This is a genomic window from Pseudomonas fluorescens, assembly GCF_001708445.1.
GTDB lineage: Bacteria > Pseudomonadota > Gammaproteobacteria > Pseudomonadales > Pseudomonadaceae > Aquipseudomonas > Aquipseudomonas gorinensis.
The window spans coordinates 3,451,364-3,465,560 of record NZ_CP015637.1 but is presented as its reverse complement, the minus strand read 5'-3'; the positions used below and the strand labels follow the sequence as shown (position 1 = coordinate 3,465,560).

13 protein-coding genes are annotated in these 14,197 nt (G+C 59.1%); 5 read left to right on the top strand and 8 right to left on the bottom strand.

The window, feature by feature from the left end; all coding sequences use genetic code 11:
* Positions 1-10: 10 nt before the first annotated feature.
* The 6 genes from A7317_RS15290 to A7317_RS15265 all read right to left on the bottom strand — a co-directional run bounded on the left by A7317_RS15290 (position 11) and on the right by A7317_RS15265 (position 4,081).
* Entirely contained in the window at positions 11-433 is a 423-nt protein-coding gene (locus tag A7317_RS15290) for an ExbD/TolR family protein (protein ID WP_069076218.1), read from the bottom strand.
* Entirely contained in the window at positions 430-1,182 is a 753-nt protein-coding gene (locus A7317_RS15285; RefSeq protein ID WP_069076217.1) for a MotA/TolQ/ExbB proton channel family protein, read from the bottom strand. Before A7317_RS15285 ends, A7317_RS15290 begins: the two co-directional genes overlap by 4 nt.
* Positions 1,183-1,222: 40 nt before the next feature.
* The gene (locus A7317_RS15280) at positions 1,223-2,050 is read right to left on the bottom strand and encodes an energy transducer TonB (RefSeq protein ID WP_237141794.1); all 828 of its coding nucleotides are present in this window, start codon (positions 2,048-2,050) and stop codon (positions 1,223-1,225) included.
* Positions 2,051-2,055: 5 nt separating this feature from the next.
* Positions 2,056-2,343: an STN domain-containing protein gene (locus A7317_RS15275; protein ID WP_069077412.1), complete on the bottom strand. Its 288-nt coding sequence runs from the start codon at positions 2,341-2,343 to the stop codon at positions 2,056-2,058.
* Positions 2,344-2,610: 267 nt separating this feature from the next.
* Entirely contained in the window at positions 2,611-3,573 is a 963-nt protein-coding gene (locus tag A7317_RS15270; protein WP_069076215.1) for a FecR family protein, read from the bottom strand.
* Positions 3,557-4,081 carry a sigma-70 family RNA polymerase sigma factor gene (locus A7317_RS15265; RefSeq protein WP_069076214.1) on the bottom strand — a complete coding sequence of 175 codons (525 nt, stop codon included), beginning with the start codon at positions 4,079-4,081 and terminating at the stop codon, positions 3,557-3,559. Before A7317_RS15265 ends, A7317_RS15270 begins: the two co-directional genes overlap by 17 nt.
* A gap of 488 nt (positions 4,082-4,569) precedes the next feature.
* On the opposite strand from A7317_RS15265, the gene A7317_RS15260 reads away from it, so the two are divergent.
* Positions 4,570-7,008, top strand: a complete 2,439-nt coding sequence (locus A7317_RS15260) for a TonB-dependent siderophore receptor (RefSeq protein WP_069076213.1) — start codon at positions 4,570-4,572, stop codon at positions 7,006-7,008.
* 172 nt (positions 7,009-7,180) lie between these two features.
* Here the strand turns inward: A7317_RS15260 and A7317_RS15255 are convergent, their stop codons facing one another.
* Positions 7,181-8,338: an alpha/beta hydrolase family protein gene (locus tag A7317_RS15255; protein ID WP_024074543.1), complete on the bottom strand. Its 1,158-nt coding sequence runs from the start codon at positions 8,336-8,338 to the stop codon at positions 7,181-7,183.
* A 198-nt stretch (positions 8,339-8,536) separates the two neighbouring features.
* Positions 8,537-9,448, bottom strand: coding sequence for a LysR family transcriptional regulator (locus A7317_RS15250; protein WP_024074544.1), 912 nt, complete (start codon positions 9,446-9,448; stop codon positions 8,537-8,539).
* Between the two features lie 314 nt (positions 9,449-9,762).
* Between A7317_RS15250 and A7317_RS15245 the strand changes: the two genes are divergently transcribed.
* The 4 genes from A7317_RS15245 to A7317_RS15230 all read left to right on the top strand — a co-directional run bounded on the left by A7317_RS15245 (position 9,763) and on the right by A7317_RS15230 (position 14,189).
* Positions 9,763-10,701 carry a VOC family protein gene (locus A7317_RS15245; RefSeq protein WP_024074545.1) on the top strand — a complete coding sequence of 313 codons (939 nt, stop codon included), beginning with the start codon at positions 9,763-9,765 and terminating at the stop codon, positions 10,699-10,701.
* Between the two features lie 15 nt (positions 10,702-10,716).
* The gene (locus A7317_RS15240) at positions 10,717-11,100 is read left to right on the top strand and encodes a Rieske (2Fe-2S) protein (protein WP_069076212.1); all 384 of its coding nucleotides are present in this window, start codon (positions 10,717-10,719) and stop codon (positions 11,098-11,100) included.
* A gap of 157 nt (positions 11,101-11,257) precedes the next feature.
* On the top strand, positions 11,258-12,382 hold the full coding sequence (locus A7317_RS15235) for an FAD-dependent oxidoreductase (protein ID WP_024074547.1): 1,125 nt from the start codon (positions 11,258-11,260) through the stop codon (positions 12,380-12,382).
* Between the two features lie 127 nt (positions 12,383-12,509).
* Positions 12,510-14,189: a DUF1302 domain-containing protein gene (locus A7317_RS15230; protein ID WP_069076211.1), complete on the top strand. Its 1,680-nt coding sequence runs from the start codon at positions 12,510-12,512 to the stop codon at positions 14,187-14,189.
* Positions 14,190-14,197 lie beyond the last annotated feature (8 nt).

Sequence of the window (14,197 nt, the reverse complement as noted above, 5' to 3'; positions counted from 1 at the left end):
ACCAAAGGACTCAAGGAGTTGCCGGTTTGGCTTCAGTCACGAAGTCGATTTTGCTCAGGCCGCCACCCTGTGCCGCGGATAACACGGTGGCAACCCGCTCGTAGCGCACTGCCTTGTCGGCGAACAGGCGCACGTTGGGCACGGGATCCTGCACTGCGGCCACTGCGATGCGTTGTCTGAGTTGCTCATCATCCAGCGCTTCCTTGTTCCACAGCACCTGGCCGTCGGCGGTGATCGATACATCGATCGCATCTGGCTGCTTTTCCATGGCGTGGCTGTCGGCTTTGGGCAGCTCGAGTTTCACCGCGTGGTTGATGACGGGGAGGGTGATGATGAAGATGATCAACAACACCAGCATGACGTCGATCAACGGCGTCATGTTGATATCGGACATCACGTCGTCGGCATCGAACTGTGAGCCACCCATACTCATGCCCGTGCCCTCTCGGCGACAGTGTCGGAGCACTTGACGGAAGTTGCCGCGGCGGGCTGTACAGCACTGTCGGTAATGCTGACGCGGGCGCCGGTGAGGAAGTAAGCGTGCAGGTCGTGAGCGAATCGCGCCAGCGCATGACTCACGCTTTTGTTGCGACGCGAAATCGCGTTGTAACCCAGCACTGCGGGGATCGCCACGAACAGGCCGAACGCCGTCATGATCAGCGATTCGCCTACAGGCCCGGCGACTTGGGCCAGGGACGCATCGCCCGACGTTCCTATCACTTTGAGCGCGTGGTAAATACCCCAGACGGTACCAAAGAGCCCCACGAACGGTGCGGTGCTACCAATCGACGCCAGCACCGCCAAGCCCATTTGCAGGCGCGACAAATGCTCTTCCACCACATCCTTGAGGCAGCGTGCCAACCAGTCACTCAGGTCGAACCGGCTGTGCAGCTGGGAGCTCTGTTGCTGCCGGTGAGTATTGGCGGCAACGCCGGCCTGGGCCAGATGGACGAAGGGGTTTCCGTCGCCAGTATTGAGCAGCTTCACACCCTCCTCGAAGCTTTCGGCGCGCCAGAACGATGTCACCGCGCGGCGCGTCATGCTGCGAAGCTTGATCAACTGCCCAGCCTTGATGATCATTACTCCCCAGCTCAGTATTGACATGATCAGCAGGACGAAAGCGATAGTTTTCGACACCATATCCGCTGTTTGCCAAGCGTAGGCCAACCCCAATTCTTGCATGATCAATCCTCTTCTGTGTCACTCGAGCATCGTCGAGCGGTTATTTGCTCAAATTGAAGTCAACGGTTTGCACTGCGCGCACCGAGATGGCTTGACCGCCCTCTATATAAGGGTTGCAAACAGCGCCTCGTACGGCGTTAACAGCGGACTCGTCAAGGTCTTCATTGCCACTGCTGCGAACGACGTCCGCGCGCTGTACCAGTCCTTTAGGGTTGATTTCCAGGCGTACCAGCACTTGTCCCTGGGCATGTAGCCGCCGGGCTCTACGCGGATAATCCGGCGCCGGCACGCGGCAACCTATGGAAGGCACATCCTTGGGCACTGCGGAGGGCAGATCCATCAGCTTTTGCGCAACAGGTGCCGCCTGGGCCTGCGTCGAATTCTGGTCAGGCTTGGCTTCAGTGGGCGGGCTCGGCTCGACCGGCTTTTGCTCGACCACAGGCTGTTTTTTCTTCGGTTCAGGCTTGATAACAGGCTTGGGCTTAAGCTTGGGCTTTACTTCCTTTGGCTTGGCCTCGGGTTTGGGCGGCGCCTGCTCTATCGTGCGTGTTGCCGACTCACTGGTGAGCACGGCAGGCTCTGGCGCAACGGGCGCCTCGACCACCGGTGGCGGCACCACCACGGGCGGCGGTGGCGGCATGGCGATCAGGCTTACGCGCACACTGGTGACCGGCGCGGAAGCGTCCATCGTCAACTCTCGTTTGCTGACCTGGGTGACCAGCAGCACAAGCGCCGCCACATGAATGAGCACTGCAAAGCTAAACGCCGTGACGATAGGCAAGCGGCTTTTTTTCGGCTCGGCAAACTTGCCAATCTGGCTGGCATCCCAGCCACGTCCGTGGGGCAGCTGTTCTACACGCACATTCATATTGGTCACACGCCTCTCCCCGCACTCGTACGCTTGACCTGGATATCCGCTGGCTGCAGGGTCAGGGTTCCGTTGGCAGTGAGCACCAATTCGAACCCCGAGCTATGCAGGAGCATCCGCGCAACGTCGTAGCCACTAAAATGGCCGCGAACGCCATCACTGTGCATCTGGCTGATCAAACCCGGATCAAACACGATCGAGCACCCGTTGAGACGCCCAACTTCAAGCAGCGCGTTGCTCAACGTGCCGCCAGCTATCGAGTAATCGCGCTGATCGGCCAAGCTGCAAGCCATGCTGCTCCCACAACCTCCCGCCATCAGCACTGACAGGCTCACGGCCTGGGCAGGCCGAAAAATACGCTTGGGAAGGAGGGAGTGCAGCACGTTGGTTATCGCCTAACAGTTATTCTTACTACCTATGTGCAACGAGGAAGTAAAAGCGTGAGGGGCGAATGCGATTATTTTTGATTTTTTTTGCAGGGCTGCAGTGAAGGCAGGAGTGGCGCGGGTTCTGGCCGGTCAAGCCAAGGGCGAGAGCACACGAGCAGGCAAGCGCAGACGTCAGGCAGCGCTGATGCTGACCCAGAAACCCGTGGTGCGCTGTACGATAATCGGCAGGGTTTGCGCTATTGATTCGATGGCAGTGTCGCTGTCGTCCAACGGGAATATGCCACTCACCCGCATGGCGGCGGCATGAGGATCCAACCGCACCACGCCGGTACGATAGTTGCGCAGGGCTTCGATCACGGTCGCCAGCGGCTGGTCATCGACCACCAGCAGCCCCCGCGTCCAGCTACATTCGGCTACAGCGGAGATAGGGAAGATATTGAAGCCATTCGTCCCTACCGAAGCGCCTTGCCCTACGGCAAGCATGCGCGAATTGCCGGCCGCATCCCATACCTGCACAGGCCCGGTGAGGGCCGCCACCCTGAAGCCATCATTCAGATGCCGGATGGACAGGCGACCATCGCCCAGTTCCACCCGGCCGCCCGTCAACTGAATACTAAGGGGTAGCCTGGAAGCCGCTGCCTGCAGCAGCATTTCCCCTTCAATCAATTTGATCTTGCGCTTGCCGCGAACCTCATCGATATCGATGTTGACCGCACTGCGCGCATTCAGCGTAAGCGAACTGCCGTCACCCAAGGTCAAGGTCCGACGCTCTGAGGTGCGGGTCGAAAGATCGGCGAGGAGGTTGCCGACCGGATAGGTTCTATCGACCAGCGCGCCACCCATTACGCCTACTGCTGCCACGCACAGGGCGTTGCGCAGGAACTCACGACGACGCGATGGTGCCAGTAATGTAGAGCGCACCGCCTGATGCTGGGTAGGTGCCAGCCTGAGTGGAATCCGGCCCAGCGTCGCTTCTATGTAGGCACAGGCCTGATCGTGTTCCGCACTGCGGGCTCGCCAGGCGGCGAATTCGTGCTCATCGTCGAGCGTGGCTTCACCGGAACGCAGTAACACCATCCACTCGATCGCCTGCTCGGCTGCGTCGTCAGTATTGTTCTTAGATACCTTGCTCATGGCGAGCCGCCTCATAACAGCACCGCAGTGCCTTGACCATATATTGGCGAACTCGAGCCGCCGAGACTCCGAGCAGTTCACCAATTTGCGCGTAGGTCAAACCGTCGAGCTGGCTGTACAGGAACGCGCTCCGGGCATTGACCGACAGCCCTTCCAGCGCCTTGTCGACCGCCAACAGTGACTCCATCAGCAAGTGCTGCTCTTCCGGCGAAGGATGACACGCCTCGGGTGCCAGAGCCAGGGCATCCATATAGGCTCGTTCCAGGTCCCGGCGACGCGACAGTTCATACATGACCCGGTTGGCGATGGTGGTGAGCATCGCCCGTGGCTCTTTGACTTCCTGCAGGGTGGGCATTGCAGCCAACTGGGTGAAGGCCTCGGAAGCGACATCTTCGGCGTTGTATCGGCAGCCAAGCTTGTACCGCAAGCGTGCAGTCAGCCAGCGGTAGTCGCTGCGAAAGACCACAGTCAGGAAGTCGGATCGAATAAGAGAGTCAGTGGCGGCCATGAATGCACCCGTTCAACTGCAAATAAATACGCTCAACACAGACTGTCCGGCGACTTAGTCAAGCGGCTGGGCACACGTACGCAAATCTTGGGCCAACACAGCTCGGCAAGTTGAGGTAACACCGTGGATACGCAACGTTGTGGTAATTGAGCGCCATACTGGTGCGGGAGAAAACCGTAGCGCTCCATCATTGATCGACGGAGAGAATAGCGCTGCGGGAATTTTTTTATTCATTCTGCGGGCTTGATGAGTGTTACCTAGATGCACCTGGGTAAAGCGATAAACTACCCGTTGTAGGAAATTTACTCGGCAACGACACTTCCGGAAGACGCTGCCTCCCGACGCCCTCATATCCTTCTTCAACAAGGAGGAAGTAGATCCAAGAAAATACATTTTTTTCGTCACGCCTCTCACGCTTTTGCCATCTCGTCACACAGAACCAGTAACCGAACATTTTGATTTCCTGGGGACAAGTGGAGCGCAAACGTATGGCATCAAGCTGCAATTTGGCAAAACTCGCTTTGGCTATTTCGCTGATTTCTGGAATGTCACCTGTGCAAGTTGTCCTGGCGGCAACCGCGCAAGAGGCCGCAGCGCAGTTCAATGTTCCTGCGGGCTCGCTGGACCAGACACTTCTGGCAATCGGGCAACAGACCGGAAGAACCATATCCTTCGACCCGGCCTTGGCTAAAAATTACCGCGTGCCGGCGGTTACCGGACTCTTGAGCACCGAGCAAGCCATCGCTCAGGCATTGCGCAGCACTGACCTGCGCCTGGGTATCACCGGCAACGGCACACTGACCATTGAACGTGCTCCGCAAGCCGCCGTAGCGCCAGCGGCGACCAATAACGATGCCGTACTTCCCCGCATAACCGTGAGCAGCAGCACCGAAAACGAGGATGCGGAGGTCTACAACCCAAGCAATGCCACTGGCGCAATGCGGGGCAACACCTCCATTCAGGAAACGCCACGCTCGGTTCAGGTAATCAGTAACAAACTGTTGACCGACCGCCAAGCCTCTTCCCTCGAAGACGCGTTGCGCAGCTCTGGCGGCGTAACAACCTGGCAAAATAACCGCGGAGTCAATAGTTACTTCATTCGGGGCTTCAGCGTTGCGAACACCAGCACCAATGGGGTGGCGGATGTTGGCGCCGGTGCTACACCCATCGAGGGGTTGGACCGTGTCGAAGTCATCAAAGGTCCGGACTCCATCATGACCGGCAGCGCGGGTTCTTCGGGCTCGATCAATCTGGTCCGCAAAGCGCCGATCACCACGCCATTGCATCAACTTCGCGTGGACGTGACCAGCAAAGGTGAATTTCAGCAAGCGCTGGATCTCGGGGGGGCGTTGAGTGATGACAAACAGTTCAGCTATCGACTTAACCTCATCCATATGACGGCTAATGAAAGCGAGCCGGATTACAACGGCGGCCGTCGTGACTATATCGCTCCTGTCATACGCTGGAAGGATGACGATACCAGCCTGACGATTGGCGCAGAATTCCAAGGCCGGCGAGGCACGCCAGGCGCTGCGACGTACTTCTACCAAGGCAAGATACAAAAGCTTTCCAATTACCGCATCACCGGCAAGGATGATCGAATCACCGGTAATACCAAAACAGGTTATTACGAATTCAGTCACAACTTCACGGACAACCTCACGTTTGAAAGCAAGGCGACCTATACCCGTGAAGAAGATCAGATTCACCTATGGGAGCCAGGGGGGGCGGGTGGTGCTCCGGCCTACGGGCCGAACGGCTTGATCCGCTCTAGAGGCCTACAATCGGGATCGAACACCGATTCCTTCAACACCCAAAACAATATTATTTACACGTTGACCACCGGTATTCTCGAACAGAAACTTCTGGCTGGGGTTGACTACCAACACTACACAACAACGGCGTTTGACACTGCGAATCGGGCTTCAGCCAGCGGCAACCTCAACCTGGGCCACGACTTCGATCTACCTGAATTCAGTTACACATCCCCCAACTATTACCGCTCCGGCAGCTATCTTCAGACCCAAAAGGGGCTGTTGTTGCAGGACTTGGTCAAGGTTGGCGATAAGACACACGTCATGCTTGCCGCGAGACGTACGCTGTACAGTGCCAACTCGACTATTTATGTACCCGACCTGCCCGATTATCCGGCCAATATACGTGGCACGTCCTCTCAGGAGGATTTCAAGAGCAGCAAGTGGGTTCCGAGCTACGGCATCAGCTACGACATCACGCCCGATGTAACGGTGTATGCAAACCATTACAAAGGTTTCCAGGCCAACAACGTTGCTGATAACGCCACTGGCGCGCCGCTGCCTCCTAGACAAAGCGATTCAAAGGAGGCCGGGGTAAAAGTGAAGTTCAACGACGACGCTCTGACCTTGACCAGCGCCATTTTCCAGATGGAAGAAACCGGCGTACCAGTCTCCGATGGATTTGGCCGAACGATCGGTAACCAAGGGCGAAAGTCCAAGGGCGTGGATTTTGACCTGGCCGGTGAAATTTTCCCGGGCTGGGCAATCAATGCCAGCTATACCTATAGTGATTTCGCCGAGCCGTCAGGGCCACAAGCGAGGAACCCCTCTTTTTCCGACGTCACTCAAACGGTCGGCCAGCCAAAACACTCTGGCAGCGTCTGGACCTCCTATGAACTATTGGACGGCACGTTCAGAGGCTTGGGAGCGGGGGTAGGCGTGAATGCCTATAGCAGCACGGTAAACGGGTACGCTTCAGGCTACAATTACTTCACCCTTCCGGGCGGGGCTCAGACTGACGCGTCGATTTTCTACCGGCAGAAAGACTGGTCACTGACGTTGGGCGTCAAAAACATCTTTGACCGCACGCTTTACTCATACACGGCGACGCCAGCCTATATCGGGGTGCGGGCTGAGCGTACAACCCGGTTGACAGCGACCTATAATTTCTAAAACGGCCCAAAAACGCCGGCCTGCATATTGGCCGGCTTTTTCTTGAAAAGTGCTCCACTTGGAACATTTGAATACAGGACTCGGGCCCGTTGTGCATAACATCGCCGAGTCGTGCAGTTGTAGTTTCAGGCAAGGCCGACACTTGCCGAGGGCCTGGTACGTTTGACCCCCATCATGCGGTATGACCACCGAGCACTTCAGCCACCCAGTCGGCAATGTACTGACCGGCATTGATGCTGTTATCAAAACTTGAATGCTGCACACCCCCTTCGCGTTCGGTGAAAATTTTCAGCTCGCGCTTTGGACTGTTTACCAGTTGCTCATAGGTTCGGTGTGCCCACTTAAGCGGAATCTGCGAGTCCTTTTCACCGTGGGTGACCAGGAAGGGCACCTTGATGCGATCCAGGATGCCGTCCAGATGGACGTTCTCTGCGATGGTCATGAATTCGTCCGTATCCTTGGCGCCCCATACCCACGACACATGCGACCAGTAATGCGGCACCGGGAAACTGCCTTCCTTTTCCATGCGACGCTTCTGCACATCACGCCAGTCATGGTTGGCACCCCACACTACGCCGCAAGCGAAGCGCGGTTCGAAGGCGACCGCGCGCGGGCAGTAATAGCCGCCGAGCGACACGCCTTCCAGGCCAATACGTTTGGCGTCGATGTCGTCGCGGGTTTCCAGCCAGTCCACCACGCGGCTGGCCCAATGCTCGCTGTCGAAACGCGCCGTCAGGTGATGCAGGCGCAGTGCTTCGCCCGTGCCGGGTTGGTCGATGATCAATGACGACACGCCACGTTTGGCCAGCCAGGCGGGCAGGCCGACGCGGTATTTCATTTCTTTGGTGGAATCCAGTCCATTGACCTGCACCAGAATCGGCGCCGGGCCGCTGACGCCTTCGGCACGAACCAGCAGACCGGAAAGGTGTTTGCCTTCGTAAGGGATCTCAACGCGCTCGCAGTTTTCTCGCGCCAGCTCGATACCGCGTTGGAAGGTGTGCAGAAAGCGTTGGTACAGCTGCGTGCGGCCAGGAGCACCATGGGCCTGCAGGCGTTCGCAGCTCAGGTAATAGGTGGCGGCGCGGTTGTATTTTTCGCCGGCTGACAACATTCGGCCTTTGGCTTCGTCTTCTTCAGCCAGGCCGCACAGCTTGTCGGCCATGTTCGCCCAGGTTTCACGGAAGGCCTTGCTGCCGGCGGCATCCGGCTGCTTGGCGGCTTCTTGCAGTGGCGCACACATCTCTTCGATTTCGCCGATGCGGGCGCCCATTTCAATGGCCAGATCGACGGAGAGGTTCCATACGTAGTTGGTCGGGAAGTAGCGAAACATGAGGGTAATTGTCCTTGTGCAAGCAAAGGCAGACGGCCAGGTCTTGAGCGGTGATCGCCGGACCTGGCGGTTCGAAGCAGGCTAAGGGGAGGCCCATTGTTTGGCTAATCGCGAGTCAGGATGGGAGGTATTGCGAACGCAGATAGAACGTATGCGCGCCGTCGACCCGAGGGTTTCTACTCGCCCTTCAAGCAGCCACTACTGCTCCAACTCGTTGATGATTTGACTGATCTTCGCCCGCAGCCAACGGTGCATCGGATCCCCCTCCATGGTCCGGTGCCATAGCATGAACTCACGCATCACCGGGATCTTCACCGGGGGTTGCACGATGCGCAGCGGCAGGTAGTCGGCATAGAGCCTGGCCATGCGCTGGAGCATGGTGGCGACGCGTTGGGTGCCGACGATCAACTGCGGCAAGGTGTTGAAGTCGTGGGTCACCACTTCCATGCGCCGCGTGAAACCGTACTGGCTCATCAGCCATTCTTCGACGCTCAACTGCCGGTTGCGGCCGAAAATCACCGAGACATGCCCCATCTCGATGTACTGATCGAGGGTGATGCTGTCGCCCACTTGGGTGTTGCCGTCCCACACCACGCAAACATGCTCTTCTTCGAACAGCAGTTGCGATGGGTGGCCTTCGATCAGGTAGCGCTCGGGCACGATCATCATGTCGGCCTCGCCGCGCATCAGCAGCTCGGTGGAGGCATCGCCAGGGCCCAGCAGTTCGAAGGTAATGTGCGGGGCTTCCAGGGAGATCTTCTGGATCACCCGGGCAAACAGAACGCTGATCAGATAGTCCGACGTGATCAGGCGAAAATGGCGCTTGCTGGTGGCAGGGTCGAACACCGGTTTGGCGGTGATCGAGGACTGGATCGTCAGCAGTACCTGGCGCACGGGCGCCGCCAGTTCGCGGGCGTAGGGCGTGGGTTGCATCTTGCGCCCGACCTGCGCCAGCAGTTCGTCTTCGAAGTAGAGGCGCAGCCTGCCCAGTACGCCGCTGGTGGCGGATTGGGTCATGTGCAGGCGTTCGGCGGCGCGTGTGATGTTCTGCTCTTCCAGTAACACATCCAGCGCCACCAGGAGGTTGAGATCCAAGTGGTTAAAACGCATGGCGGTCTCGATTCTTGTATTTATTTTGTAAATACCTTCCGACCTTCCTATCGCGCCGTCAAGCCCCCTGACGAGGGGCGTCGGCCTGTGTCTTTGGGTTTTTCCCCGTCATTGGGTGCTGCGCGACCAGGTATTGCGTTTGCCGATAGGTCGCATCCCGACAAGCGATTAGTCAGTACGTTTTTGCCACTTCAGTATCGGCCCACAGTCGGTTGGCCGTGACGCTCTATCGACTCCACAACCAGCATCAGCAGCGCACTGCCAGGCATTGCTGTCCGGCCCGTGTGCTGAATAATTCAAATGGAGTGGTAACAATGAACATCATTGGCCTTGATGCCTTGATTTTTGGCGTCGACGACATTCAAGCCTGTACCCATTGCCTGCGTGACTATGGCCTGCAACCTGTCGATGTCGACAGCGAGGGCGGCCGTTTTGAAGCCCTCGACGGCACGGCCGTGATTATCCGTCGTGCTGACGATGCCCGTCTGCCGGCGGCCATCGGGCCAGCGCCCTCGATTCGTGAAACCATTTATGGCGTGGCCAGCGTCGCTGATCTTGAGGCCATCGCCGATGAGTTGGGGCGCGATCGCCTGGTGACCCGTGGCGCGGATGGTTCGGTGCACAGTGTGGACGATATGGGGTTTGCCCTGGGTTTCCAGATCAGTGTACGGCGCCCCTACAGCGCGCCAGCCGACCTGACCAATGCGCCGGGCCATGCTCCCCAGCGTCCGGTCAACCAACCGGGCATCACCCCCGACATGCAGGCCCTGCCACGCACCCTTTCCCACGTGGTGTATTTCGTGCCGGATGCGGCCAAGGCCGAGGCCTTTTACAAACGCCTGGGCTTCACGACCACCGACACCTTCGTGGGCGCCGGCCCGTTCATGCGTCCAGCCGGTTCCGATGACCACCATTGCCTGTTCATGATCCAGACGCCACCGCACATGAAGGGTTGCGAGCACTTCACCTTTCACATGGGCAGCGGCACGGAAGTGCTGCTGGCCGGGCGCCGTTTCGAACAGCAAGGCTGGACCAGTTTCTGGGGGCCGGGCCGTCACCTCTTCGGCTCCAACTGGTTCTGGTACTTCAACAGCCCGCTGGGCTGCCACATCGAATACGACGCCGACATGGACAAGCACGATGACGCCTGGCAAGCGCGTCAGGCGCCGTTGTCGGCGGATAACTCGCAGTTGTTCCTGTTCACGTCCCGGGAAAAATGGTTCCCCAGCGGCCCGCCGCCCAAGCAGGCCTGAGTGCGGATTTCGTCCATGAGTCACGACGTGATTGCGCTATGTCGCCTGGATGAACTGCTCGAAGGGCAGTCCCGTGGGTTCGATCCCCTGGGCACGGGAAAGGACAGCGTGTTTGCGCTGCGCCATGACGGCGAGGTGCGGGTTTATCGCAACAGTTGCCCGCACCTGGAGGTGCGCCTGGAGTACCGCAAGGACCGTTTTCTCAGCGTCGATGGCAGCCAGATTGTCTGTTACGCCCATGGTGCCCGCTTCCTTCCGGACAGTGGCCTGTGCGTCTACGGGCCGTGTCTGGGCGAGCACCTGACGGCTTTGAAATGGCAGGCGCAGGCCGATTGGCTGGTGCTTGAAGCGGGTCAATTGGAGGCGTGTGCACCTGAGTCAACGTATCGCGGTTGCTGATACATCGTATCCCTACATGCGATTAGTCAAACGCCTGCTTTGCCGAGAAAGTGAGCACAACGCGCTAGCGAATGCGTGCAGAAACAGCCGGTAGTGAGGCTTCGGATCGCTCCGGCAGAACGCTTGCGTGAATAACAAGAATAAGAGTGAGACAAGCATGAACGCAGTGAAAAAGGTGCTTATCGTCGGTGGTGGTATCGGTGGATTGTGCGCCGCAATCGCGTTGCGTCGCCAGGCTATCGAAGTCGACCTGGTCGAGCTCAAGACGCAGTGGACAGTCTACGGTGTCGGCATCATCCAGCAGAGCAACGTTGTGCGTGAGATGGCCAAGTTGGGTGTGTTGGACGGTTACCTGGACGCTGCCTACGCGTTCGAGGATGTGACCATCAATACCACGGCCGGTGAACAGCTGGCGCGAATTCCCGGCCAACGCCTGGCGGGCCCCGAGTATCCGGCCAACGTCGGCATCTCGCGCCTGGCCCTGCATCAAGTCCTCAGCGAAACCACGATTGCCCTGGGTGCTTCGATTCGCCTGGGCCTGAGCGTGCAAAGCCTGGAGCAGGTGGACGAGGGCGTTGATGTGCTGCTCACCGATGGCAGTCGCGATTGTTACGACCTGGTGGTAGGCGCCGATGGCCTGTACTCGCGAATACGCGGTTTGCTGTTCGGTGAGCAGTACCGGCCGCGTTTCACCGGCCAGTCGGTGTGGCGCTACAACTTCCCACGCGCGGCTGGAATCGATCACCTGGCGACCTTCCAAGGCCCCGCCGGCAATGCCGGGCTGGTGCCGCTGGGACGCGACCAGATGTACCTGTTCGTCACCTCTCATGAACCCGCCAACCCGAGGATGGATGCCGCCACGCTGGCGACCCAGATGCGCCAGCGCCTGAACGGTTTCACCGGGCTGATCGGTGAACTGCGCGAGCAGATCCTCGACAGCGACCAGGTGGTCTACAAGCCGCTGGAGGTGGTGTTCGTCAGCGAGCCCTGGTACCGCGGCCGTGTCGTGCTGATTGGCGACGCGGTGCACGCCACGACGCCGCACCTGGGCCAGGGCGCTGGCATGGCCATTGAAGATGCCGTGGTGCTCGGCGAAGAGCTGGTCGCCGACGGCAGCGTCGAACAGCAGCTCGAACGCTTCATGGCGCGCCGATACGAGCGCTGCAAATTCATCAGCGAAAGCTCGGTGCTGGCCGGTGACAAGGAAATGACCCACGACAGCGGCTTCGACCGGATCGGCCTGGTCAGGCGGATGCTCGAAGTCACGGCAGAGCCCATCTAAGGCCCGGCAAGACCGAATTCGCGCTCCCACGGATGCTTTATGCCTGTGCAGGCTTGGCCCGGTTCGTCCGTGGGCGCTGTTTCACCTGAAGAACTGACATACAAAAACAATAAAGAGGGTTACTTCGATGGCTACTCGTAAGATCGCTGCGTCGCGGCGCGTCCCTTTCACCCTGACCCTTGCGGCCAGCCTGGGACTCGGCGCCACGGCCGCCCAGGCATTTCAGATCGATACCGGCAATCCCGATCTCAGCTTGCGTTGGGACAATACGCTCAAGTACAGCGCGGCCTGGCGCCTGAAGGACCCCAGCAGCAAGCTCAGCGAGGGGCAGACGGCGCTGAACCAGAACGACGGCGATCACAACTTCAAAAAGGGGCTGATTTCCGATCGCCTGGATATCCTTTCCGAACTGGACATCGGTTATCGCGACTTCGGCGCGCGGGTGAGCGGTGCAGCCTGGTACGACACCGTTTACCAGGAACGCAACGACAACCACGACGCGGCCAGTGCCAACCAGCGTTCGGTGGGCTTCGACGAGTTCACCAGTGACACGCGTCATCTGCATGGTGGCGATGGCGAACTGCTGGATGCCTTTGTCTACTGGAACGGTACCCTGGCCGACCGTGCCTTATCGGTTCGCGCGGGGCGCCACGGCCTTATCTGGGGCGAGAGCCTGTTCTTCGGTAGTAACGGCATCGCCGGTGCCATGGCGCCGGTGGACGTGGTCAAGGCGCAATCGGTGCCCAACACTCAGTTCAAGGAAATCACCCGGCCGGTCAACCAGCTCTCGACCGCCTACCAACTGACCGACAGTGTGTCATTGGGCGCCTTCTACCAACTGGAGTGGGAGGCCACCCGCTTGCCGGGCGCCGGCAGCTATTTCTCCACCAGCGATACCATCGGCGAGGGCAATGAACGGCTGATCACGGGCGGGCCGTTCCCGGATGTCCTTGGCGGTAATGCCAATAGCCCGGCGGCTTTTTTCCATGGCAAGGATAAGAAAGCCAGGGACTCCGGCCAGGGCGGCCTGCAGCTCAAGTTCAACACCGGGACGACGGATTACGGCCTGTACGCGCTGCAGTATCACGAGAAAACGCCCACGTTGTATTTGAAACCGAATGCCACCGGGCCGAACTTCAGTACTGGGCAAATCGGCGAGTATTCCTGGGTCTACCCGGAAGATATCCGTGTCCTGGGCGCCAGTTTCGCGACCTCCGTGGACGAGTACAGCTTTGCCGGCGAGGCATCGATGCGCTGGAACATGCCGCTGGTGTCCAACGCCCAGACCGTCCTGCCGGGCGTTGAGGCGGACAACAACGATAACGCCTTGTACGCGGTTGGCCGGACGGCCCATGTCAACCTCAACGTCCTGGCATCGCTGGGCCCTTCCTTCGTTTCCAATGAAGCCAACCTGACAGGGGAAGTGGCCTGGAACCGCCTGCTGGCCGTGACCCGGAACCGCGCAGCCCTCGACCCCAACGCCACCGACGATGGCCTGGGCTTGAAGCTGGTGTACACGCCCACCTATCGCCAGTTCTTCCCCGGCATCGATATCAGCGTGCCGCTGGGCATCAGCTATTTCCCCATGGGCAAGTCGGCGGTGATCAGCGGGTTTGGTCCCGATAGAGGAGGGGACATGAACATCGGCGTCTCCGCCACCTACCTGGACCAAGTGACCGTGGGGCTGACCTACACGCACTACTACGGTCCCGAGGACACCAGCCTCAACGCCGCCAGCCAGTTCACTTACAAGCAGTCGTTGAAGGACCGGGATTACCTGGCCTTCTCCGTCAAGACCACGTTCTAAGAGGATTC